The following is a 22,683-nucleotide window of genomic DNA, read 5'->3' as shown; positions in this document are numbered from 1 at the left end:
TGTTCAGACATTCACGCCTGGAGGCGCGGTGCTCCTGCTGCTCTCGACCTCGGACACCGACCTGCGCTCGGCGCGCGCCGGCAGCCCCGAGGAGGGCGGTGGCTGGCGCTGGGCCAACCCCGCGCGGGTGGCGGTCGGCGACGAGCTGGACGCGCTGCTCGACGGCGTCGACCTCGTCGTCGTGCGCCTGCTCGGCGGCCGGCAGGCGTGGGAGGCCGGGCTGGACGCGCTGCTCGCGCCGTCCCAGCCGCGCCCGGTCGTCGTCCTCGGCGGTGAGCAGAGCCCCGACGCGCAGCTGATGGAGTCGTCGACGGTGCCGGTCGGTGTCGCCACCCAGGCGCACCTCTACCTCGCGCAGGGCGGGCCGCAGAACCTCACCCAGCTCCACCACTTCCTCTCCGACACCGTCCTGCTCACCGGCCACGGGTTCGAGCCGCCGGCCGAGATGCCGAGCTGGGGGCGCCTCGAGGGCTGGGACCCCGCCGGGGACGCAGCGAACGGCGCGTCCGCCGCGCACGAGAGCCGCCCCCGCGTCGCGATCGTCTACTACCGCGCGCACCACATGGCCGGGAACACCGCGTTCGTCGACGCCCTGTGCCGGGCCGTGGTCGAGGCCGGCGGCGTGCCCGAGCCGGTGTTCTGCTCGTCGCTGCGCAGCCCGGACGACGACCTGGTCGCCGTGCTGCAGCAGGCGGACGTCGTGATCACCACCGTGCTGGCCGCCGGCGGGTCCAAGCCCGCGACCGCCAGCGCGGGCGGCGACGACGAGAGCTGGGACACCGGCGCGCTCGCCGCGCTCGACGTCCCGATCCTGCAGGCCCTGTGCCTGACGCGCAGCCGCGACGAGTGGCTCGCCGACGACGACGGCGTGAGCCCGCTGGACGCCGCCAACCAGGTGGCCGTCCCGGAGTTCGACGGCCGGATCATCACCGTGCCGTTCAGCTTCAAGGAGACCGACGCCGACGGGCTGCCGGTCTACGTCGCCGACCCCGAGCGGGCCGCGCGCGTCGCGGGGCTCGCGGTGAGCCACGCCCGCCTGCGCCACGTCCCGAACGCCGAGAAGCGGATCGCGCTGGTCCTCTCCGCCTACCCGACCAAGCACGCCCGCATCGGCAACGCCGTCGGTCTCGACACCCCGGCGTCGGTCGTGCGCCTCCTGGGCGCGATGAAGGACGCGGGCTACGGGATCGGCGACGTCCCGGGGCTCGCCGAGGGCGACGGCGACCTGCTCATCCGCGCCCTCATCGACGCCGGCGGCTACGACCAGGACTGGCTGACCGAGGAGCAGCTCGCGGCGAACCCGGCGCGCGTGCCCGTCGAGGAGTACACGCGCTGGTTCGCGAGCCTGCCCGACGACTTCCGCGAGGGCGTCGAGGAGCACTGGGGCGCCGCGCCCGGCGCGATGTTCATTGACGACTCCTCTGGCAACGACCGCGCGATCACCGTGGCGGCCCTGCAGCGCGACAACGTCGTCGTGATGATGCAGCCACCGCGCGGGTTCGGCGAGAACCCGAACGCGATCTACCACGACCCGGACCTGCCGCCCTCGCACCACTACCTGGCGGCCTACCGGTGGCTGCAGACGACGTTCGGCGCGCACGCGCTGGTGCACGTCGGCAAGCACGGCAACCTCGAGTGGCTGCCCGGCAAGACGGTCGCGTCGAGCGCCTCCTGCGCGCCCGACCCGATCCTCGGGGACCTGCCGCTGGTCTACCCGTTCCTCGTCAACGACCCGGGCGAGGGCACGCAGGCCAAGCGCCGCGCGCACGCCACGCTCGTCGACCACCTCGTCCCGCCGATGGCGCGCGCCGAGTCGTACGGCGACCTCGCGCGGCTCGAGCAGCTGCTCGACGAGTACGCGTCGATCCAGGCCATGGACCCCGGCAAGATCACCGCGATCCGCGGGCAGATCTGGCAGCTGATCCAGGCCGCGAAGCTCGACAGCGACCTCGGCGTCTCCGACCAGCCCGACGACGAGCGCTTCGACGACTTCGTCATGCACCTCGACGGCTGGCTGTGCGAGATCAAGGACGCGCAGATCCGCGACGGCCTGCACGTCCTCGGGCGGGCGCCGTCCGGGCAGGAGCGCGTGGACATGGTGCTCGCGGTGCTGCGGGCGCGGCAGCTGTGGTCGGGCACCCAGTCGCTGCCGGGGTTGCGCGAGGCGCTGGGGCTGGTCGAGAACGAGGCCCCGCGCGCCGAGGTCGACCGGGTGGAGGAGCTCGCGCACTCTCTCGTGCTGGGCATGGAGAAGCGGGACTGGGCCCTCGACGTCCCCGCGCCGGTGACGCTCGAGGTGCTGGGGCGCGCGGACCCGACCGTCACCGACATCCTGACCTTCGCCGCCACCGAGGTCGTGCCGCGCCTCGACGCGACCACCGGTGAGATCGACAGCGTCCTGCACGCCCTCGACGGCGGGCACGTGGAGGCGGGGCCGAGCGGGTCGCCGCTGCGCGGGCTGGTCAACGTCCTGCCGACCGGGCGGAACTTCTACTCGATCGACCCGCGCGCGGTGCCGTCGCGGCTGGCCTGGGAGACCGGGCAGATGCTCGCCGACTCGCTGCTCGAGCGCTACCGCGCGGACCACGAGGGGGAGTGGCCGACCAGCGTGGGGCTCTCGCTCTGGGGCACGGCGGCGATGCGCACGAGCGGCGACGACGTCGCCGAGGCGCTCGCGCTGATGGGCGTGCGGCCGGTGTGGGACGAGGCCTCGCGGCGGGTGACGGGACTCGAGGTCGTCCCGTCGTCGGAGCTGGGGCGCCCGCGCGTCGACGTCGTGCTGCGCATCTCCGGGTTCTTCCGCGACGCGTTCCCGCACGTCGTGGCGACGATGGACGACGCGGTGCAGCTGGTGGCCGGGCTCGAGGACGAGGCCGACGAGGACAACTTCGTCGCCGCGCACGCCCGCGCCGACCGGGCGGCCGGCTCGGACTGGCAGGCCGCCACGACCCGGATCTTCGGCTCGCCGCCCGGGGCGTACGGGGCGGGGCTGCTGCAGGCGATGGACTCGCGCGAGTGGCGCGGCGACGCCGACCTCGCCGAGATCTACACGACGTGGGGCGGGCACGCGTACGGGCGCGGGCGCCAGGGCGAGTCGGCGGTCGACGAGATGCGCGCGGCGTACCGGCGGATCGCGGTGGCGGCCAAGAACATCGACACCCGCGAGCACGACATCGCCGACTCCGACGACTACTACCAGTACCACGGCGGCATGATCGCGACGGTGCGGGCGCTGACCGGGGCGGCGCCGGCGGCCTACGTCGGCGACTCGACGCGCCCGGAGAACGTGAAGACGCGCTCGCTGATCGAGGAGACGGCGCGCGTGTTCCGGAGTCGCGTCGTCAACCCGCGGTGGATGGCCGCCATGCGCCGGCACGGCTACAAGGGCGCGTTCGAGATGGCGGCGACCGTCGACTACCTGTTCGGCTGGGACGCGACGGCGGGCACGGTCAGCGACTGGATGTACGGCTCGCTGACCGAGAACTACGTGCTCGACCCCGAGAACCGCGCGTTCCTGCGCGAGGCCAACCCGTGGGCCCTGCACGGCATGGCGGAGCGCCTGCTCGAGGCCGTCGACCGCGGACTGTGGGCGTCGCCGGACCCGGCGATGGTCGAGCAGCTCCGCGAGGCGTTCCTCGAGGCCGAGGGCGACGCGGAGGGTTAGCCCGAACGTCGTATGTGAGCGATATTCCGGGCTATAGCCCGGAATATCGCTCACATACGCTGAACGGCTCAGTAGGGGGCATAGGCCCATCCCAGCGGGCGGCGGAAGCGGCAGCGGACATCGGTCACCTCCGTCGCCGGCCCGGTCGGGGAGCGGGGGAGCGTGACCGGGCCGTGATGCGGCGGAGATCAGCCCACCATTCTCGGTGCGCCACCGCGAGATATCATTCTTTCCGCCATCGCGGGCGACGCTTGAACAGTTCTTGAGAATTCAGGCGCGGGCCGCGGTGTCCCGGTTGACCCAGCTCATGTCGCCGGTGCGGTTCCCGGTCGGCACCAGCGAGGACAGGGTGGCGACGTCGTCGGCGTCGAGCGCGACGTCGCGGGCGCCGAGGTTCTCCTCGAGATAGGTCCGGCGCTTGGTGCCCGGGATCGGGACGACGTCGTCCCCCTGCGCCAGCAGCCACGCCAGCGCCACCTGCGCCGGCGTCGCGCCCCGACGCTTCGCGACCTCCCGGACCTGCTCCACCAGCGCCAGGTTCTCGTCGAGGGCGCCCTCGGCGAAGCGGGGCAGGGTGCGGCGGAAGTCGTCGCTCGCGAGGTCGCGCACCGACGCGTCGGTGAGCATCCCGCGCCCGAGCGGGCTGTACGGGACGAGCCCGACGCCGTGCTCGCGGGCGGCCGGCACCACCGAGTCCTCGATGTCGCGGCTGAACAGCGACCACTCCGACTGCAGCGCCGCGATCGGCGCCACCGCCGCCGCCCGGTGCAGGGTCGCCGCCGACGCCTCGGACAGCCCGAGGTGGCGCACCTTGCCGGCGGTCACGAGCTCGGCCATCGCGCCGACGGTCTCCTCGATCGGCGTCGCCGGGTCGGGCCGGTGCAGGTAGTAGAGGTCGACGTGGTCGACGCCGAGACGCGCCAGCGACGCGTCGATCGAGCGCCGGACGTACGCCGGCGACCCGTCGACCCGGCCGTCGGGGTAGCCGGTGGTCGGGTCGGTCTGGATGCCGAACTTGGTCGCCAGCGTGACCTCCTCGCGGCGCCCGGCGATCGCCTCGCCGACGAGGCGCTCGTTCTCGCCGCCGGCGTACACGTCGGCGGTGTCGAGGAACGTGACGCCGAGGTCGAGGGCGCGCCGGACGGTCGCGATCGACTCGTCGCGGTCGGCGGGCCCGTAGGCCCAGTTCAGGCCCATGCAGCCCAGGCCCGGTGAGGGCACGGACAGCGGGCCGAGACGGCGGTCGGACATGTTTCTCCTCCGGGGCGGCGGGCGCCTACGAGCCGCAGGCCCCGCCGTAGGTCGTGATCTTGTAGTCGACGACGGCCAGCGCGGCCTGCAGGTCGTGCAGGCGGTTGAGGATGTCGTCGCGATGGGCCTCGAGCAGCGCCAGGCGCTCGGGCTCGGTGTCCCGGCCACGCTTGACCAGCTCGACGTAGCGGGCGATGGCGGCGATCGGCATGTCCGAGTCGCGCAGCCGCGTGATGAACACGACCCGCCCGACGGCGTCGCGGTCGTAGAGGCGGCGTCCCGCGGCGTCCCGCGGCACCTCGACGAGCCCGATGCGCTCGTAGTAGCGCAGCGTGTGGGCCGACAGGCCGGTCAGCTCGGCCACCTCGGCGATCGTCATGTGGTCGGGGATCTCGAGGTCGCGGACCAGCTCGACGGTGAGCGGGGGGAGCTCGCCCTCCGTCGTCTCGATGAGGCCCCGCAGCCGGTCGGTCGTCACGCTCACGACAGCGACCGTAGGACTTCGAGCGCGCTCGAAGGCAAGCGTGCCCGGGCAGGATGGTGCCCGTGAGCCAGGCCACCGCGGTCTTCACCGAGCAGCGCCCCCGCCTGTTCGGCCTCGCCTACCGGATGCTCGGCTCCGCGCACGACGCCGAGGACGTCGTCCAGGACGCGTGGCTGCGCTGGGCCGGGCACGGCGACACGGTCGACAACCCCGCGGCCTGGCTCACCACCGTCGTCACCCGGCTCTGCCTCAACCGCCTCGACTCCGCCCGCGCCCGCCGCGAGACCTACGTCGGTCCGTGGCTGCCCGAGCCGATCCTCACCACCGACCCGGCCGCGGGCCCGGCGGCCACGGTCGAGGAGCGGGAGTCGGTGTCGCTCGCCCTGCTCACCACGCTGGAGCGGCTCACCCCGCCCGAGCGTGCCGTCTACGTGCTGCGCGAGGCGTTCGGGCACAGCCACGCCGAGGTCGCCGCGGTCCTCGACGTCACCGAGGCCGGGTCACGCCAGCTGCACACCCGCGCGCGACGGCACCTCGCGGCCGTCCCGACGGTGTCCACGGTGTCCACCGCCCCCGCCGACGTCGGGCCCCTGCTCGCCCGGTTCGTCGCCGCGGCCCGCGAGGGCGACCTCGCCGGTCTCGAGGACCTGCTGGCCGCGGACGTGACGGTGTGGTCCGACGGCGGCGGCAAGGTTAGCGCGGCGCGCCGGCCAGTCCGCGGGCGCGACGCGGTGGCGCGGTTCCTCGTCGGCATCCTCGGGCCCGGCCGATGGCGCGGGACCGGCGCGGCGGTCGAGATCAACGGCGCGCCGGCCGTCGTCGCGTTCGTCGACGGCGAGCTGGCGGGCGTCCTGACGATCGAGGGCGACGGCGCCGTGCAGACCGTCCGCATCCTCCGGAACCCCGAGAAGCTGGCGTTCCTCGCCGGGCAGCTGTCACGTTCGGCGGGGCTGTCCGGTCGACCCTCCTGACGGGCGCCGCCGGGGCGCTCCAGACACCGGGAGGACGTCGTGACCGTGCTGGTGACCGGGGGGACGGGGACGCTGGGACGCGCGCTCGTGCCGCTGCTCGAGGAACCGCGGGTGCTGAGCCGCCGGGACGGGCCCGGGCGCGCCGTCGGCGACCTCGACACCGGCGAGGGGCTCGACGCCGCGATGGCCGGGATCGAGACCGTGCTGCACCTGGCCGGCCGCCCGAGGCGGGACGCCGCGTCGACCGGGCGCGTCGTCGCGGCCGCGCGGCGCGCCGGGGTGGGGCACCTCGTGCACATCTCGATCGTCGGCGCGGACCGCATCCCGCTGGGCTACTACCGCGAGAAGGTGCGCAGCGAGCAGGCGGTCGCGGACTCGGGGCTGCCCTGGACGATCCTGCGCGCCACCCAGTTCCACGACCTGCTCGCGGCGCTGTTCGCCACCACCGCCCGCGCCGGGTTCCTCCCCGTGCTCGCCGGGGCGTCGTTCCAGCCGGTCGCGGTCGCCGACGTCGCCGCCCGCCTCGCCGCGCACGCCGTCGGCCCGCCGCAGGGCCGGGTGCCCGACCTCGGCGGACCGCGGATCCGGACGATGGCCGACCTCGCGCGCACGTGGGCGCACGCCACCGGGCGCCGCCGCCCCGTGGTGCCGCTGCGCGTGCCCGGCGCGGTCGCGCGCGGGTTCCGCGAGGGCGCGAACCTCGCGCCCGCGCACGCCGACGGCGTCGGCACCTTCGAGGAGTTCCTCGCCGCGGAGGTGGCCCGGTGATCACCCGCGCGCTCCTCGCGGTCCTCGCGGCGTTCCAGGTCGTCATCGGCTCCTGGGCGCTGCTCCTGCCGCAGGCCTTCTACGACGCCTTCCCCTACGGCGGCACGCCCTGGGTCGCCCTGCTCCCGCCCTACAACGAGCACCTCGTGCGCGACCACGGTGCGGGCACCCTCGCGCTCGGCGTCGTCCTGGTGTTCGCGGCGTGGTGGCCCGAGCGCCGGCTGGTCATCGCGGCGGTCGTGGCGTTCCTGGTGTTCGCGGTGCCGCACGCCGTGTTCCACACGTTCCACCTGGCGCACTTCCCGCTGATCGACGCCGTCCTGCAGCAGGGCGCGTTCGCGGTGGAGATCGTGCTGGCGGTGGCGGTGCTCGTGCTCCTGGGCCGCGAGCGGGTCAGGACGCGGTGAAGCCCCGGACGACGTCGCCGATCGAGGCCCGCAGGCCGGCATCGTCGCGCGGCGGGCGCCCGGCCCCGGCGAGCTGATCGAACGCGAGGCCGTCGAGGCAGGCGACGAGGTCGTCGGCGCGGCGCCGTGGCTCGGCGATCCCCAGCGCGGCGAGGGTGTCGGCGACGCGCTCGCGGATCGTCGCCCCGGCGGCGCGCAGCGCGGTCTCGAGCTCGGGGCGCCGGGTCGACTCCAGCGCGAGCTCCCAGCGCGCGAGCAGCCGTTCCCGGTCCTTCGCGAGCCAGTGCCCGACGGTCGCGACGCAGGCGCCGACGAGCTGATCGACGGTCGTGACCGCGGGCGTGCCCGTGGTCATCTCCTCGAGCGTGCGGGCTGCCATCCGCTCCACGCAGGCCTGCAGCAGCGCCGAGCGGGTGCGGAAGTAGTACGAGCTCGTGCCCTCGGCGAGGCCGGCGGCGGCGTCGACCGCGCGGTGGGTCAGGCCCCGGCTCCCGGCCCGGGCCAGCACGGTGATCGCCGCGTCGGCGAGGACGTCCCGACGGTCCACGGCGGCCCTTCCCCTCGTTGCTCTACAGTCGTAGAGTACAAACTACTACAGACGTAGAGGAGCGTGGGGTCATGGCGCGGGCCGTCGTGGTAGGAGCGGGGCTGGGTGGTCTGGCGAGCGCGATCGCGCTGCGCCGGCGCGGCTGGGACGTGACGGTCCTCGAACGGCGGGCGCACGCCGCCGAGGCCGGCGCGGGCATCGCGCTGTGGCCCAACGCCCTGCGCGCGCTCGACGTCCTCGGGCTCGGGGCGCGGACCCGCGAGCTGGGCACCGTCGAGATCGGCGGCGGCATCCGCACGTCGTCGGGGCGCTGGCTCGTGCGCACCGACGCCGCGGACCTGGCCCGCCGCCAGGGTGACGGCGTCGTCGTGCTGCCGCGCCCCGAGCTCCACGCCCTGCTCCGCGCGGCCGCCCCCGACCTCCGGGAGGGCCTCGGAGTCCGGCGGGTCGATCCCGGGGGTGCGGGGGCGCCCGCCGTGGTCCACGACGAGGCGGGCGGGCGGCACGAGGCCGAGCTGGTGGTCGCCGCGGACGGGGTGCGCAGCACCGTGCGCGCCTACTGGCCCGAGGCGACGGTGCGGGACACCGGGCACACCGCGTTCCGCCTGGTCGCCCGCCACCGCCTCGACGCCGGGGGCGAGAGCTGGGGACGCGGCGACCTCGTCGGGCTCGCGCCGCTGCCGCGGGGCCGCACCTACCTCTACGCCATGGTCCCCACCGCCGACGTGTCCGCGGGCGACCCGCTGCCCTGGCTGCGCGCGCGCCTGGCGGGCTGGCACGACCCGATCCCCGCGGTGCTCGACGCCGTCGACGGGCGCGTCCTCGTGCACCGGCTCGAGGACCTGCGCCCGCCGTCGTCGTGGCACCACGGCCGGGTCGCCCTGCTCGGCGACGCCGCCCACGCGATGACCCCGAACCTCGGGCAGGGCGCCGCGCAGGCCTTCCTCGACGCGGTCGTCCTCGCCGAGGAGGCCACCGCCGACCCCGCGTCGCTGGCGGCCTACGAGCGTCGGCGGCGCCCGGTCGCCGAGGCCGTCGCGCGCCGGTCCCGCGCCGCGGGCGACGTCGCGGCCTGGCGCTCGCCGCTCGCCGTCGCGCTGCGCAACGCCGTCGTCGGGGCCCTGCCCGCCGCCGCGTCCGCACGGGCCCTCGACCACCTGCTCGGCACACCAGCGACCACGAAGGAGATGGCATGACCAGCACGCACGTCGTCGTCGGCGCCTCGGGCGGCATCGGGCGCGCCGTGTGCGCGGAGCTCGTCCGCCGCGGTCTGCCCGTCCGGGCCGTGACCCGGTCCGGCACGCCGGTCCCGGGCGCCGAGGCGAGCGCCGCCGACGCCACCGATCCGCCGGCGATGCGCGCGGCCTGCCGCGACGCCGCGGTCGTGTACCACTGCGTGAACCCGCCGTTCGCGATGTGGCGCTCGGCGTTCCCGGCAGCGACGCGCGCGCTGCTCGAGGCGGCCGGCGCGGCCGGGGCCCGCCTCGTCCTCGCCGACGACACGTGGATGTACGGGCTGGTCGACGCCCCGATGCGCGAGGACACGCCCGTCGCGCCCGTCTCCGGCAAGGGCGTGCTGCGGGCCTGGCTCGCCGAGATGGTCCTCGCCGCCCACGCCCGCGGCGACGTCGAGACGGTGATCGGCCGGGCGCCGGAGCTCTGGGGGCCGGGCGTCGAGTCGCTGATCGGCGCGGGCATCTTCGCGAGCGCCGCCGAGGGCCGGACCGCGCGGTGGCCGGGCGACCCCGACCTGCCCGTGACCGCCGGCTACACCCCCGACGTCGGCGCCGCCCTCGTCGAGCTCGCCCTCGCGCCGGCGAGCGCGACGGGCCGCGTCTGGCACACCCCGGTGCCGCCGCCGACCACGGGGCGCGCGCTCGTCGAGCGGGTGTTCGCGGCGGCCGGCCACCCGCCGCGCCTCGGGCGGATCACCCCGGCGATGGTGGCGGGCCTGCGCCTCGTCTCCCCGGTCGCGCGGGAGGGCGCGGAGCTGCTCTACCAGTTCGAACAGCCCTTCCTCGTCGACGACTCCGCCTTCCGTGCGACGTTCTCGACGCGCGCCACCGGCTGGGACGAGGGGATCGCGGCGACGCTCGCCTGGTACCGCGCCGACCCCGCCCGCCGCCGCCTGGTGCCGGCGTGAGCGGCGTCGGCGCGCGCGTATCCGAGCGAAGGGCACCTTCGTTCGGATGGACGGGCGAGGGGCGCCCTTCGCCGGATGCCCCCGGCGACCGAACAGCCGGCGAGAGGCGCATCGCGCATGATCGACACGCGCCGCGACCTGCGCACCGTGCCCCTCGACCCCCGTCGCGTTCGCGAGGGGTGGCGGCTCCTGGTGCCCGCCGCGCGGGCGCCCGCCGGGTCCCGGAAGGCCGCCCCGGGGTGGGCGAGGACAATCGACACCGTGAGCACGCCCCTGGTCCTCGGCATCGAGACGTCCTGCGACGAGACCGGCGTCGGTCTGGTGTCCGAGGGCCGCCTGCTCGGCGACGCGCTGGCGTCGAGCATGGAGGAGCACGCACGGTTCGGCGGGGTGGTGCCCGAGGTCGCGGCGCGGGCGCACCTCGAGGCGATGGCGCCGATGGTGCGCACGGCCCTGCAGCGCGCGGAGGTCGACCTCGCCGACGTCACCGCCGTGGCCGTCACCGCCGGGCCCGGGCTGAGCCCGGCGCTGCAGGTCGGGCTCGCCGCGGGCAAGGCGTACGCGCTGGCCGCGGGCGTCCCGCTCTACGCCGTGCACCACCTCGCCGGGCACGCCGCGGTCGACGTCCTCGACCACGGCCCGCTGCCGGAGCGCTGCGTCGCCCTCATCGTCTCGGGCGGGCACACCTCGCTGCTCAGCGTCGGCGACCTGGCCCGCGACGAGGTCGTGCACCTCGGCGACACCGTGGACGACGCCGCCGGCGAGGCGTTCGACAAGGTCGCGCGGCTCATCGGCCTGCCCTACCCGGGCGGCCCGGCGATCGACCGCGCCGCGCGCGAGGGCGACCCGCACGCCATCGCGTTCCCGCGCCCGCTGACCGGGCCGTCCGACCCGCCGTGGACGTTCTCGTTCTCGGGGCTCAAGACCGCGGTCGCGCGCTGGGTGGAGCGCCGGGACGGCCCGCTGCCCGTGCCCGACATCGCGGCGTCGTTCCAGGAGGCGGTCGCCGACACGCTGGCGCGCAAGGCCGTCGCCGCCTGCGCCGACCAGGGCGCCGACACCCTGCTCATGGTGGGCGGGGTCGCGGCCAACTCGCGGGTGCGCGGACTGGTGGAGGAGCGCTGCGCGGCCGCCGGGATCACCCTGCGCGTCCCGCCGATCCGGCTGTGCACCGACAACGGCGCGATGATCGCCGCCCTCGGTGACCTGCTCGTCCGCGCCGACGTCGAGCCCGACCCGCTCGACGTCGCGGCCGACCCGCGCGCGCGGCTCACCGGCGCGCTGCTCCACGGGACACGGGCGTTAGCCGTCGGCTGAGATCGACGTTGTCGGACCCCTCACGTTGTCCCCCGCACGGTGCACCGGTACCCGTGGAGGCGTGCCCGGTTTCCGCGCGGTCCTCGACGAGGAGCGCTTCCCGCTGCGGCGGTGGCAGATCCTCGCGGTCGCCGACGACTACGGCGTCGACGCCCGCACCCGCACCAAGCTCGAGCAGATCCCGGACCGGGACTACGCCGACGCGGGCGACGTGATGATCGCGCTGGCGATGACCCCGGCCCACCTGGCGGCGCGCACCCCGCTGTAGAGCTAGCCGGCGGGGGCGAGCGCGAGCAGCACCGCGGTGGCGTTGTCGTGGCCGCCGTCGTCGAGGGCCGCCTCGACCAGCGCGCAGACCCCGGCGTGCACGCTCTCGGCGTCGGTCGGCATGCCGTCGAGCAGGGCGGCGAGCACCGCGGGGTCGGGCAGGTGGTTCCACACCCCGTCGCTGCACAGCAGCAGGACGCCGTGCTCGTCGAGCTCCCAGGTGCGGTGGCGCGCCACGACGTCCGGGGCGTCGGCGGCGAGCCAGCGCGTGATCACGTGCGCGCGGGGGTCGGACAGCGCGTCGTCGGCACCGACGATGCCGGCCGCGACCATCTCGGCGGCCCACGAGTCGTCCTCGGTGAGCACGGCGGACTCGTCCGGCGCGCCCGGGCACAGCCAGTACGCCCGGCTGTCGCCCGCCCAGCTCACGACCGCGCGGCCCGCGTCGAGCACCGCGGCGACGTAGGTGCACGCCGGCGACTGGCCCGTGGCCGGCGCCAGCGCGGCGACCGCCGTGCGGGCCGCCTCGGCGGCGGTGGCGGCGGCGTCGTCGAGGTCCTGGCCCCCGGTCAGCGCCTCGTGCCCGGCCGCGACGGCGACGTCGCACGCGGTGCGCGAGGCGGTGTCGCCGCCCGGGACCGAGGCGACCCCGTCGCAGACGACCGCGACGACCGTCGCCGTGCCCTCGGGCGTGGTCGCGCGGGTGAGCGCGAAGGAGTCCTCGTTGCGCCGGCGGCGGTGCCCGCGGTCGGTGACGCCCGCGCCCAGCACGACCGGCCCGTGCGACGTCTCGGGCGCGTCGAGGACCTCCTCGGCGTGCTCGGCACCCGCGAACGACGGGGACGACGCGGGTGATGCGGACGCGGGCTCGATCGGCACGGGCACTCCCTACACCCTCGGGACCCGGTGCACCGGGACGACGCGGTGGGGTGGGCCGGGCGTTGCGCCCAGCGGGTGAGTGACGACGGGGCCCGGTCGCCGGACGGACGAGCGGGACGGCGAACCGATCACGGACGCCCCCTTCCACCGGCGGCCCGGCCGCGCCGGGTCGCTGCATCGGAGGGTAGCCGTTCCTGCGAACGGGTGGAGGGGCGCGGGGCGGTCAGTTCCAGCCGTAACCGCTGCGCAGCTCCGCGGCCACGCGCTCGAACCGGTCGGCCGGGATGACCGCGCCCTCCCGCCGGATGCCGTGCTCCGGGATCTCCAGCACGCGGTCGAGGCGGACGAACGAGTCGCGGCCCTCGCGGTCCCACGGCCCCGAGCCGACGGGCAGCCAGTTCTCGTCGTCACGCCGGTGCTCCTGGCTGGAGAGCATGAGCCCGAGCAGGTCGCCGTCCTCGGCGCGCGCCACCACCAGCACCGGACGGTCCTTGCCCTGCGAGGCGTCCTCCTCGTAGGGCACCCAGGTCCAGACGATCTCGCCCGGGTCGGCGGCGCCGTCGAGGTCGGGCTGGTAGGAGACGGTGCGCGCCCGGTCGCGGGAGGGCGCCGCGCGGACCCCGCCGTCCGGCGCGGACGGTCGCCCGCCCGCGGGACGGCGCTGCCGGCCGTCCACCTGCTTGTTCAGCAGGTCCAGCCCGGCCTGCAGTGCCCGCCCCACGACATCCCGGAATCCCGCCACGGCGCACAGCTTGCCGGGCCGCGTCGGCCGGCGGCCGCCGGGGTCTGCGGCGCCCGGGTCCTCCCGGCGACGAGGAGACGGCCCGACAGCCCTGCCGCGACGCGGGGGACCGCGCCGACTACGAGCAGCGCCTCGAGACCCTGCGGGCCGGTGGGGCCTCAGCGCCCGAGCACGCCGCCGAGCGCCTCGACCGCCGGGCCGAGCACCTTCCTCGGCGCGGTGGTCGTGGTGGTGGTCGTCGTGCCGCCGGCGGCGGACGACGTGGCCTCGGACGTCGCCGCATCCGAGGTCGCGGCCTCGGAGGTGGTGGCCTCGGAGGTGGTGGCCTCGGAGGTGGCCTCGGAGGTGGTGGCCGGCGACGTCGTGGGGCGCTCGGACTCGGTGGCGCCGGGCGTCGTGCGCGTGGTGCCGCCGGGTACCGGCACGGTCGGCAGCGACGGCACGCCGGGCAGGAGCGGCTGCCGGGAGGCCGAGGTCGAGGTCGAGCTCGGGGTCGGTGAGGACGACGAGGACCCGGTGGGGGAGGTCGTCGACGACGTCGGCCGGGGCGTGGTGCTGCTCGGCTCGGGAGGGGCGCTCGACGCGGACCCGCCGTCGGTGACCGGTGCCGTGCTGGGCGCGCGCTCGGCCATCGCCTGCCGATCGCTCCGGGCGTCGTCGGAGCTGCGCGTCCGGTCGCCGTCGTCGTCGGAGGAGCTCGAGGATCCGGAGGACGAGTGCCCGCCGCCGCCCACGGAGCCGCCGCCGGGGTCGGCGACGACCTCCGCGGTCGGCGGCGGCACGGTGGCCGCCGGGGGCGTCGCGGTGTTGACGCGGTCGACCGTCCAGGCCGAGGCCACGACGACCCCGCCCGCGAGCAGCACCGCGGCGGCGACGGACGCGGCGACCATGAAGCCGCCGGCGTCGGCCAGCCGGCGGCGACGGCGCCGCTCCGGGACCGCGGTGAGGTCGAGCGGCGTCTCGGCGTCGAGGGCGCGGGCGGCGTCGCCGGCGGTCGCGGCGACGGGGCGCAGGTTCGCGGTGGTCGCGTCCGGGGTCCCCGCGCCGACGATCGGGGCCATCGCGTACGGCGGCGTGGCCGTCTCGGCGGCCAGAGCGGCCCGGCGCAGGCCGATGCAGACGTTCTCGGCGGTGGGCCGGTGCGCCGGGTCGTCGGCGGTCATCGCCTCGAGGAGGGCGACCACCTCGAACTCCAGGCCCGCCGGCATCTCGGGTCGGCGCTCGAGCCGGGCGCGGGCGGCCTCCAGCGGCGCGCCCCCGAAGGCCGGGCGGGCCGTCAGCGCCTCGATCATCACGAGCCCGAGCGCGTACACGTCGGCCGGCGCCCCGACCGTCTCGCCGCGCACCTGCTCGGGCGCGAGGTAGGGCGCGGAGCCGACGACGATGCCGGTGTCGGTGATCCGCGGGGCGTCGGCGACGAAGGCGACGCCGAAGTCGGACAGGTGGGCGCGCCCGTCGCCGTCGAACAGGACGTTGCGCGGGGTGACGTCGCGGTGCAGCACCCCGCCGCGGTGGACGTGGCTCAGGCCGTCGGCGACGGAGGCGACCGCGAGGAGCGTCTCGCCGACCCCCAGGGGGCCGTCGGCGAGCCGGTCGGCAAGGCTGCCGCCCTCGAGCAGCGCCATCACCACGAACGCGCGGCCCGCGTCGTGGCCGACGTCGTAGACCGGCACGAGGCTCGGGTGGTCCATCGACGCCATCAGCCGCACCTCGCGCCGGATGCGCGGGTCGTCGGCCACCGGGAAGATCTTGACGGCGGCCTCGCGGTCGAGCAGCAGGTCGTGGGCCCGGAAGACCTCCGAGCACGTGCCGCGGCCGATCAGCTCACCGAGCTCGAAGCGCTCGCCGAGACGGTCGGGGAGCGGGCCGGGCGCATCGGACGCGGGCAGGGGCGGTCGGACGTCGGTCATCGACTCGATCCCCCCTCCGCCTTCCGCAGATCACCATCCTTCCACCTCTCATACCCGGATCGGGGCACAACGACATACCGGATTCCTGAATTCGGGTGATCGACCGGTGATCGACGACCGGGCGTCGCCACCCGGTCGCGCTGGGCTCATCCCCGGGTGGCCCACCACGCTCCGGTGAACCCGGTCGCACGCCCTGCGGGAGCATTGACAGAAATTGCAGTCGCGAGTAGAACTTCGGGACGTCCGCCCTGCTCATGGTGGGTCGGACTGTGCAGAGCACGAACGCAAGGACGCGACGGAAGCCGTGGGCGCCGAGAGCCTCGACGACGAGGAGACCCCCGCTCTGACCACCGGTCGGGCGGCGGAGTTCCTCGGGGTTCGACCGGCGTTCCTCCGGAGTCTCGACGCGGGTCGGATGGTTCGCCCGGAGCGCTCCGCAGGCGGACATCGGCGCTGGACGCGCCGGCAGCTGGCCCTCGCCGCCCGGATCCGCGAGCTCTTCGACGAGGGCCTCACCCTCACCGCGGCCGCGATGGTCGTGACCCTGCAGGACGAGGTGGCCCTGATCACGCGCCAGCGCGATCAGGCCCACGACGAGCTCGAGCGGACCCGGCGCGAACTGTCACGGGTGCAGCGAGAGCTCGCCGCGGCCCGGGAAGAGCAGACCGTTCGACCCGTGCCGTCCGCACGCACCCACCGTGCGTGCGGGCCCGGAGTGCCCACGACCGCTCTTCGACCGCCCTTGCCGACCCCTCCACCTCAACGGACTCCTTCGACATGAAGCTCATCGACCACCGTCGGTCCCACCGTCCCCTCCTCCGCGCGCCGATGCCGCCCTCGCTGGCCCGCGTCCCGCTCGTGGACCTGTGCAGCTGCAAGCACCCGCGCGAATCGCACGAGCACTACTACCTCGGCGACGACTGCGCCCAGTGCGAGTGCGCGCACTTCCGCCGGGTCGACCCGGCCCGCGCCTGAGCCGCGCCTCCCGCGCCACCGCCACCGGCCCCGCCACCTCCCAGCAGGTGGCGGGGCCGCGTGCTGCCGGCGTGCGACTGAGGGCCAGCCCACGCCCGGTGCGGCGGCCGGACCCCCGGTCCGCGCTTACGCTGGAGATCGTGGAGCGCACCGGGCGTGAGGGACAGCCGCGGGCGCTCGTCGTCGGCGCCGGCGTCGCCGGCCTCGCCGCCGCCACCTCGCTGCACCGGGCCGGCTGGTCGGTGGTCGTCTGCGAGCGCGCCGGCGCCCGCCGCACCGGCGGGTACTTCGTCCGGCTGGCCCCGGAGGGTCTCGCCGCCGCCGACCGCCTCGGGGTCTCGCACGCGCTGCGCACCCGGCTGCCCGCCGACGGGATCATCACCGGGGTCGACGGCCGCGGCCGCACGGTCTCGCGCGTCGAGGCGTCCCTCGCCGAGGACCCGGACGCGCTCGCCCTGGTCCGCGGCGACCTCGAGGCGGCGCTGTGGGCCGCGCGCCCCGAGGAGGTCGCGGTGCGCTTCGCCACCGTGCCCCGCCGCCTCGACCTGCGCCGCGACGGCGTGGACGTCGTCCTCGACGGACCCGACGGGCCCGCCCCCGAGCGCTTCGACCTCGTCGTCGGCGCCGACGGGGTCCGCTCGGCGGTGCGCGGCATGGTGTTCGGCCCCGAGTCCGAGTTCCGTCACGAGTTCGACCACGTCGTGATCTCCGCGGTCCTGCCGCGCCTGCCGGGCGGGCTGCGCGAGGGCGACTACGTCGTGCCCGCCGAGGTCGGGCGCACCGCGCACCTCATGGCCGTCGAGGAGCACGCCCCGGTCGTGTTCTTCACGTTCCGGGCCGACCTGCTGGGCGCCGACTGGCGGGACGCGGCGGGCCGGGCGGCCGCCGATCCGGTGGGCGCCCTGCGGCGCGTGTACGGCGACTTCGCGGGGCTGATGCCCGAGATCCTCGACGGCGTCGAGGAGGCGGGCACCACGCACGTCGACACCGTCGCGCAGATCCGTCTCGGGTCGTGGCGCCGCGGCCGGGTCGTGCTCGTGGGCGACGCGGCATGGTGCCCCACGCTGTACTCCGGGCAGGGCTCGGCGCTCGCGCTCGTCGGCGGCGAGACGCTGGGCACGCACCTCGCCGCCCACCCCCACGACGTCGAGGCCGGGCTCGCGCGCTGGGAGGAGGCGCACCGCCCCGCCGCGCTCGCCGCCGGCAGCGCGGCGCGGCGCTCGCGGCACTTCTTCCTGCCCGGCAACCGCCTCGTCGCGGCCGTGCGCCGCGCCGCCCTGTCCGTCGCCTCCTGGCGACCGGCGGGGCGCCTGCTGCACTCGCTGGCGTCCCGGGCCGCGGGGCCCGGCGGGCCCGGGTCCGGCGGTGGTTCCGGTGCGGGTTCCGGTGCGGGCTCCGGTGCGGGCTCCGGAACGCCACCCGATCGGCGCGACGTTCACCCGACGGCCACGTCCGGGACGGGCTCGCTACGACCTTCGAGCGTGGCCCGACCGTAAGCTGTGGCACGCCGGGTACCGGATACTGCGCTGTCCGTACCCGCGGGTGTGCACCCGGCGAGCCGAGATCGGGTACGTCGTCGCGTACCCCCGGTCCACCCAGCCCGAGCCGACGAGAGGACCACAGCCACCCCCATGGCTTCCCACCCCGCACCCCGTCCGTCCCGCGGCCTCCTCGCCCGCGTGGTGGATCCGCTCGGCATCGCGAGCGGCGTGCTCGACCGCGTCGATCCGTCACGGCACCGCGGGCGCCGGGTGTGGCGTGGGGCGGGGCGGGTGCAGATCGGGGTGCCGGCGGCCGTCCGCGAGTCCGGGACCGAGCTGGCGCGCGCCGTCGAGAAGGCCCTGGCCGCGCACCCGCAGGTCGAGTGGGCCACGGTCAACGCGACGCTCGGTGCGGTGGTCGTGGGCCTGCTGAGCGAGGGTGACGGTCCCGCCGGGCTCCCCGACGACGCGGTCGTCGACGACCTCGTCGACCTGGTCGAGATCCTCGAGGAGCGCGAGGGCGACCACGCCGTCGCGCTCGCGGGCACGGCGTCGATCGGTCCCGCGCAGCAGGCGTTCACCGTGCTCGCCGCCGACATCGCCGGGCTCGGTGTCGCCGCGATCGGCCGCGTCCTGCGCCGCACGCCGCTGCCCACCGAGCTCGCGTCCTCGGCCACCTTCGTCGACCACCAGCCCCGCCTGCGCGCGGCGGTCGAGCGCGCGCTCGGCGAGGACCGCGCCAGCGTCCTGCTCGCGCTGTCCAACGCCGCCGCGCAGGCGCTCGGCCAGGGCACCACGGGCCTGCTCGTCGACGCCGCCTACCGCGCCCTGCAGGTCGCCGAGGCCCGGGCGCGCACCGGCACGTGGTCCGGCGCGGAGCCGCGCCTGCTCGAGACCGCCGACCACGCCGCCGCGCCCGCCGACGACGACCTGCTCGACGAGCGCCCGGTGCCGCTGCCGTCCGGGCCGATCGAGCGCCACGGCGACCAGATGGGCATGGCGGCCGCCGGCGGGTTCGCGGCCACCGCGGCCGCCACCGGCGACGTGCGCAAGGCCGCCGGCGTCGCGCTCTCGACGCTGCCGAAGGCCGGCCGGCTCGGGCGCGAGGGCTTCGCGACGACGTTCGGGCGGGTGCTCGCCAAGCGCGGCGCCGTCGTCGTCGAGCCGAGCGCGCTGCGGGCCATGGACCGCATCGACACCGTCGTGCTCGACGCCGAGGCGCTGACCACCGGCGTGCTCATGCTCGGCGACCTCGTCGCGCTGCCGGGTCCCGACGGCACCGCCGACCCGCTCGACGAGCTCGTCCCGCGGGTCCACGAGCTGTTCGACCCGGACGAGGCCACCGCGCCGCACCGCCTCGTCGCGGACGACGGTCACTGGCTGCTCGCCGGGCTCGACGACGTCCCGGACGGCGACACCGTGGCGGCCGTCGAGGCCGCGGGGGCGCTGGTCGAGGACGGCGCCACGCTCGTGCTGGGCCTGCGCCGCGACGACCGGCTCGCCGCCGTCGTCGGCGTGCTGCCCGAGCCCGCCTCGGCCGCCGAGGCCCTGGCCGCGGCCGCGCGCCGCGCCGGGGTCACCCTGCTCGTCGGGGGCGAGGGAGGGGGCATCGGCGATCGCGCGATCCCCGGTGGCGAGGCCCTGCGCTCGTCGGTGCGCGACCTGCAGGCCGCGGGCTGCGGCGTGCTCGTCGTGTCCCGCGACCGGCGCGCCCTCGCGGCCGCCGACCTCGGCGTCGGCGTCTCCCGCCCGGACGGCGTCGTCCCCTGGGGCGCGCACGTCCTCGTCGGCGACGACCTCGGCACGGCCGCGCTGCTCATCGAGGGCGTCAAGGTCGCGCGCGGGGTGTCGCGCCGGTCGGTGAACCTGGCCCGCGCCGGCACCGTGCTCGGCGCCGTCATGGCCACCGCGGGCACGACGCCGCGCGGGCCCGGGCTCGCGGGCCTCGCGGTCAACGGCGCCGCGGGCGTCTCGCTGGGCGCCGGTGCGTGGTCGGCGACCGAGCTGGGTCGCCGTGTCGTCGTGCCCGGCGTGAGCCGCACGCCGTGGCACGTGATGCCCACGAGCACCGTGCTCGCCCGCCTGGACGTCACCGAGCGCGGCCTGACCAGCGCCGAGGCCCACCGGCGCCACCGCGACGACCCGGCCGCGGCCGAGACCTCCACGACGCTCGGGCGCGCGTTCCTCGACGAGCTCAACAACCCGCTCACCCCGGTGCTCGCCGGTGGCGCGGTGCTCTCGGCCGCCATCGGCGCGGTCGTCGACGCCGCGATCGTCGTCGGCGTCACCGCGTTCTCGGCGCTGATCGGCGGCGTGCAGCAGGTCGCCACCGACCGCGCCGTCGCCGGGCTGCTCGAGCGCTCGTCGATCCGGACCCGGGTGCAGCGCGACGGTCACGCCCGCGGGATCGCCGCCGACGAGGTCGTCGTCGGCGACGTCATCGAGCTCGGCCCCGACGACGTCGTGCCCGCCGACTGCCGTGTCATCGAGTCCGACGCCCTCGAGATGGACGAGTCGTCGCTGACCGGCGAGTCGCTGCCCGTGCTCAAGACCCCCGCGCCGGTGATCGCCCGGACCGTCGCCGACCGCCGCTCGATGGTCTACGAGGGCGCCACGGTGGCCACCGGCCGCGGGCGCGCCGTCGTCGTCGCCACCGGCTCGAGCACCGAGGTCGGCCGCTCCACCGCGGCGGCGAGGGCGAGCGCGCCGGTCGCCGGCGTCGACGAGCGCCTGGCGGGGCTGACCCGCATCACCACGCCGCTGGCGGTCGGGTCGGCGGCCGCGGTGGTGGCCGCCGGCGCGCTGCGCGGGCTGCCGTTCCAGCAGAACCTGCACTCCGGGGTCGGCCTGGCCGTCGCCAGCGTCCCCGAGGGCCTGCCGTTCGTCGTGTCCGCCGCCCAGCTGGCGTCGGCGCGGCGGCTGTCGGCGGAGGGCGCGCTGGTGCGCAACCCGCGCACCATCGAGGCGATCGGGCGCACCGACGTCCTGTGCTTCGACAAGACCGGCACGCTCACCGAGGGCCGCCTCGCGCTCTCGGCGATCTCCGACGGCATCAAGCTGCGGCCCACCGACCGGCTGCGCAAGCGCCAGCGCCGCGTCCTGGCCACCGCGCTGCGCGCCACCCCGCGCCCGGCGCCGGGGGAGCGGCTCGCGCACCTCACCGACCGCGCGGTGGTCTCCGGCGGCCAGCAGTTCGACGTGGACCCGGCCCACAAGCGTGCGGGCTGGTGGCCGGTCGCCTCGCTCGACTTCGACCCGTCCCGCGGCTACCACGCCACCCTGGGCGAGATCGACACGCCGGAGGACGCGAGCGAGGGCGACGGGCCGTTCCGCCTGGTGTCGGTGAAGGGCGCGCCCGAGGTGGTCATCGCCCGCGCCACGAGCTGGGCCGGCACGCCGCTCGACGAGCAGGCGCGCCAGGGCCTCGTCGAGCACACCGAGCTGCTCGCCGGTCAGGGCATGCGCGTGCTCGCGGTCGCGGAGAAGGTCCTCACCGCCGAGGAGCACGCCGCCCGCGCGGCCCAGCGCGGTGCCGACGGGGCCGACGGTGGCGACGAGAACGACGTCCTCGACGACGACGACGTCGCCGACCTCGAGTTCACCGGCTTCGTCGGGTTCACCGACCCGGTGCGCGCGGGCTCGCAGGCCACGGTGCGCGACCTCCGCGACGCGGGCGTCCAGGTCGTCATGATCACCGGCGACCACCCGAGCACCGCGGAGGCGGTCGCCGAGGAGCTCGACGTGCTCAACGGCGGGGTCGTCGTCACCGGCACCGAGCTCGACGAGCTGGACGACGACGCGCTCGACGAGCTGCTGCCCAAGGTCCGGGTGGTGGCGCGCGGCACGCCGTCGCACAAGGTCCGCATCGTCCAGGCCTTCCAGCGCCTCGACCGCACGGTCGCGATGACCGGCGACGGCGCCAACGACGCCCCGGCGATCCGCCTGGCCGACGTGGGCATCGCGCTCGGCCGCCGCGGCACGCCCGCGGCCCGGGCCGCCGCCGACCTCGTCATCACCGACGACCGCCTCGAGACGATCCTCGCCGCGCTGGTCGAGGGCCGGGCGATGTGGGCGTCGGTGCGCGAGGCGCTCGGCGTGCTCGTCGGCGGCAACCTCGGCGAGATCGCGTTCACGGTGCTGGGCGCGACGACGACCGGCACCTCGCCGCTCAACGCGCGCCAGCTGCTGCTGGTCAACCTGCTCACCGACCTCGTGCCCTCGCTCGCGCTGGCCGTGCGCGCACCCCAGCCCGAGTCGGCGGCCGAGCTGCTCGCCGAGGGTCCCGAGGCCTCGCTGGGCGAGGCCCTCAACCACGAGATCGGCCTGCGCGCCATGGCCACGGCGGGCGGCGCCAGCCTCGCCTGGCTGCAGGCCCGGGCCACGCCGTACGGCAGCCCCGCCCGGGCGCGCACGGTGGCGCTGACCGCGCTCGTCGGCACCCAGCTCGGCCAGACCATCGTCGCCGGCGGCGGCCGCAGCCCGCTGGTGATCGGCGCCAGCGTCGTCTCGGCGGGCGCCCTGGTCGCGGTCGTGCAGACGCCCGGCGTCAGTCACTTCTTCGGCTGCGTGCCGCTCGGGCCGGTGGCGTGGGCGCAGGCGGCGAGCTCCGCGGGCGTCGCCACCGCCGCCTCGGTCGTGGGCCCGGAGCTCGTGCGGCGCTACGGTCCTGTGGTGGTGCCGGAGGGGTCGCCCCAGGCGGGGTGGATGGAGCGTCTGGGCGAGGTCCGCGACCAGGCGACCCAGCGCTACCTCGAGCTGCAGCACCGTGCGGCGGATATGCTGAACGGGTGATCGAGGTGTCGGTTACTGGTGCGTTTGTGCAGGTCGTGGCCTGGGCATCAGATCCGTCGAAGACACCGTCGAACAGGAGTTGAGAC

The 22,683-nt window shown here is 76.3% G+C and carries 18 protein-coding genes; 12 read left to right on the top strand and 6 right to left on the bottom strand.

Annotation, left to right across the window (positions count from 1 at the left end; translation table 11 throughout):
- The first annotated feature begins 28 nt into the window (after positions 1–28).
- Positions 29–3,664 (top strand): cobaltochelatase subunit CobN, encoded by a 3,636-nt coding sequence (cobN, locus tag PHK61_RS15870; protein WP_274281963.1) that lies wholly within the window; start codon positions 29–31, stop codon positions 3,662–3,664.
- A gap of 270 nt (positions 3,665–3,934) precedes the next feature.
- Here cobN and PHK61_RS15865 read toward each other — a convergent pair whose 3' ends face one another.
- Together PHK61_RS15865 and PHK61_RS15860 are read right to left on the bottom strand one after the other, a co-directional pair.
- On the bottom strand, positions 3,935–4,915 hold the full coding sequence (locus PHK61_RS15865) for an aldo/keto reductase (RefSeq protein WP_274281962.1): 981 nt from the start codon (positions 4,913–4,915) through the stop codon (positions 3,935–3,937).
- A gap of 25 nt (positions 4,916–4,940) precedes the next feature.
- Positions 4,941–5,399 carry a MerR family transcriptional regulator gene (locus PHK61_RS15860; protein ID WP_274281961.1) on the bottom strand — a complete coding sequence of 153 codons (459 nt, stop codon included), beginning with the start codon at positions 5,397–5,399 and terminating at the stop codon, positions 4,941–4,943.
- Positions 5,400–5,452: 53 nt separating this feature from the next.
- Here PHK61_RS15860 and PHK61_RS15855 point away from each other — a divergent pair, with 53 nt between their 5' ends.
- From PHK61_RS15855 to PHK61_RS15845, 3 genes are read left to right on the top strand one after another with little or no spacing between them, the layout of a single operon-like run.
- On the top strand, positions 5,453–6,370 hold the full coding sequence (locus PHK61_RS15855; RefSeq protein ID WP_420791397.1) for an RNA polymerase sigma-70 factor: 918 nt from the start codon (positions 5,453–5,455) through the stop codon (positions 6,368–6,370).
- A gap of 39 nt (positions 6,371–6,409) precedes the next feature.
- Positions 6,410–7,138, top strand: coding sequence for an SDR family oxidoreductase (locus PHK61_RS15850; protein WP_274281959.1), 729 nt, complete (start codon positions 6,410–6,412; stop codon positions 7,136–7,138).
- Positions 7,135–7,545, top strand: a complete 411-nt coding sequence (locus PHK61_RS15845; protein WP_274281958.1) for a DUF4345 family protein — start codon at positions 7,135–7,137, stop codon at positions 7,543–7,545. Before PHK61_RS15850 ends, PHK61_RS15845 begins: the two co-directional genes overlap by 4 nt.
- Here the strand turns inward: PHK61_RS15845 and PHK61_RS15840 are convergent.
- Positions 7,532–8,092, bottom strand: a complete 561-nt coding sequence (locus PHK61_RS15840; protein WP_274281957.1) for a TetR/AcrR family transcriptional regulator — start codon at positions 8,090–8,092, stop codon at positions 7,532–7,534. The genes PHK61_RS15845 and PHK61_RS15840 overlap by 14 nt on opposite strands.
- Before the next feature lie 71 nt (positions 8,093–8,163).
- Between PHK61_RS15840 and PHK61_RS15835 the strand changes: the two genes are divergently transcribed.
- From PHK61_RS15835 to PHK61_RS15820, 4 genes are all read left to right on the top strand, one after another.
- Positions 8,164–9,288, top strand: coding sequence for an FAD-dependent monooxygenase (locus PHK61_RS15835; protein WP_274281956.1), 1,125 nt, complete (start codon positions 8,164–8,166; stop codon positions 9,286–9,288).
- A complete protein-coding gene (locus tag PHK61_RS15830) occupies positions 9,285–10,235 on the top strand; it encodes an NAD-dependent epimerase/dehydratase family protein (RefSeq protein WP_274281955.1) in 951 nt (316 codons plus the stop codon). The genes PHK61_RS15835 and PHK61_RS15830 overlap by 4 nt, the downstream gene beginning before the upstream one ends.
- A 261-nt stretch (positions 10,236–10,496) precedes the next feature.
- Entirely contained in the window at positions 10,497–11,552 is a 1,056-nt protein-coding gene (tsaD, locus tag PHK61_RS15825) for a tRNA (adenosine(37)-N6)-threonylcarbamoyltransferase complex transferase subunit TsaD (protein ID WP_274281954.1), read from the top strand.
- 61 nt (positions 11,553–11,613) lie between these two features.
- Positions 11,614–11,820, top strand: coding sequence for a DUF2795 domain-containing protein (locus PHK61_RS15820; protein ID WP_274281953.1), 207 nt, complete (start codon positions 11,614–11,616; stop codon positions 11,818–11,820).
- A 2-nt stretch (positions 11,821–11,822) separates the two neighbouring features.
- Here the strand turns inward: PHK61_RS15820 and PHK61_RS15815 are convergent, their stop codons facing one another.
- From PHK61_RS15815 to PHK61_RS15805, 3 genes are all read right to left on the bottom strand, one after another.
- Complete coding sequence (locus PHK61_RS15815; protein ID WP_274281952.1) at positions 11,823–12,698, bottom strand: PP2C family protein-serine/threonine phosphatase; 876 nt, start codon at positions 12,696–12,698, stop codon at positions 11,823–11,825.
- Positions 12,699–12,921: 223 nt separating this feature from the next.
- Entirely contained in the window at positions 12,922–13,440 is a 519-nt protein-coding gene (locus PHK61_RS15810; protein ID WP_274281951.1) for a type II toxin-antitoxin system PemK/MazF family toxin, read from the bottom strand.
- Positions 13,441–13,598: 158 nt separating this feature from the next.
- Positions 13,599–15,350: a serine/threonine-protein kinase gene (locus PHK61_RS15805; RefSeq protein WP_274281950.1), complete on the bottom strand. Its 1,752-nt coding sequence runs from the start codon at positions 15,348–15,350 to the stop codon at positions 13,599–13,601.
- Between the two features lie 304 nt (positions 15,351–15,654).
- Between PHK61_RS15805 and PHK61_RS15800 the strand changes: the two genes are divergently transcribed.
- The 4 genes from PHK61_RS15800 to PHK61_RS15785 all read left to right on the top strand — a co-directional run bounded on the left by PHK61_RS15800 (position 15,655) and on the right by PHK61_RS15785 (position 22,597).
- Entirely contained in the window at positions 15,655–16,131 is a 477-nt protein-coding gene (locus PHK61_RS15800) for a helix-turn-helix domain-containing protein (protein WP_274281949.1), read from the top strand.
- Positions 16,128–16,325: a hypothetical protein gene (locus PHK61_RS15795; RefSeq protein ID WP_274281948.1), complete on the top strand. Its 198-nt coding sequence runs from the start codon at positions 16,128–16,130 to the stop codon at positions 16,323–16,325. Before PHK61_RS15800 ends, PHK61_RS15795 begins: the two co-directional genes overlap by 4 nt.
- A 140-nt stretch (positions 16,326–16,465) precedes the next feature.
- Entirely contained in the window at positions 16,466–17,821 is a 1,356-nt protein-coding gene (locus PHK61_RS15790; protein WP_274281947.1) for an FAD-dependent monooxygenase, read from the top strand.
- 183 nt (positions 17,822–18,004) lie between these two features.
- The gene (locus tag PHK61_RS15785) at positions 18,005–22,597 is read left to right on the top strand and encodes a cation-translocating P-type ATPase (RefSeq protein ID WP_274281946.1); all 4,593 of its coding nucleotides are present in this window, start codon (positions 18,005–18,007) and stop codon (positions 22,595–22,597) included.
- The last annotated feature ends 86 nt before the right edge of the window (positions 22,598–22,683 follow it).

Origin of the sequence: Actinomycetospora lutea (assembly GCF_028737205.1) — a bacterium.
GTDB lineage: Bacteria > Actinomycetota > Actinomycetes > Mycobacteriales > Pseudonocardiaceae > Actinomycetospora > Actinomycetospora lutea.
The sequence above is the reverse complement of the archived record's forward strand: the minus strand, read 5'-3'. Positions and strand labels throughout refer to the sequence as shown.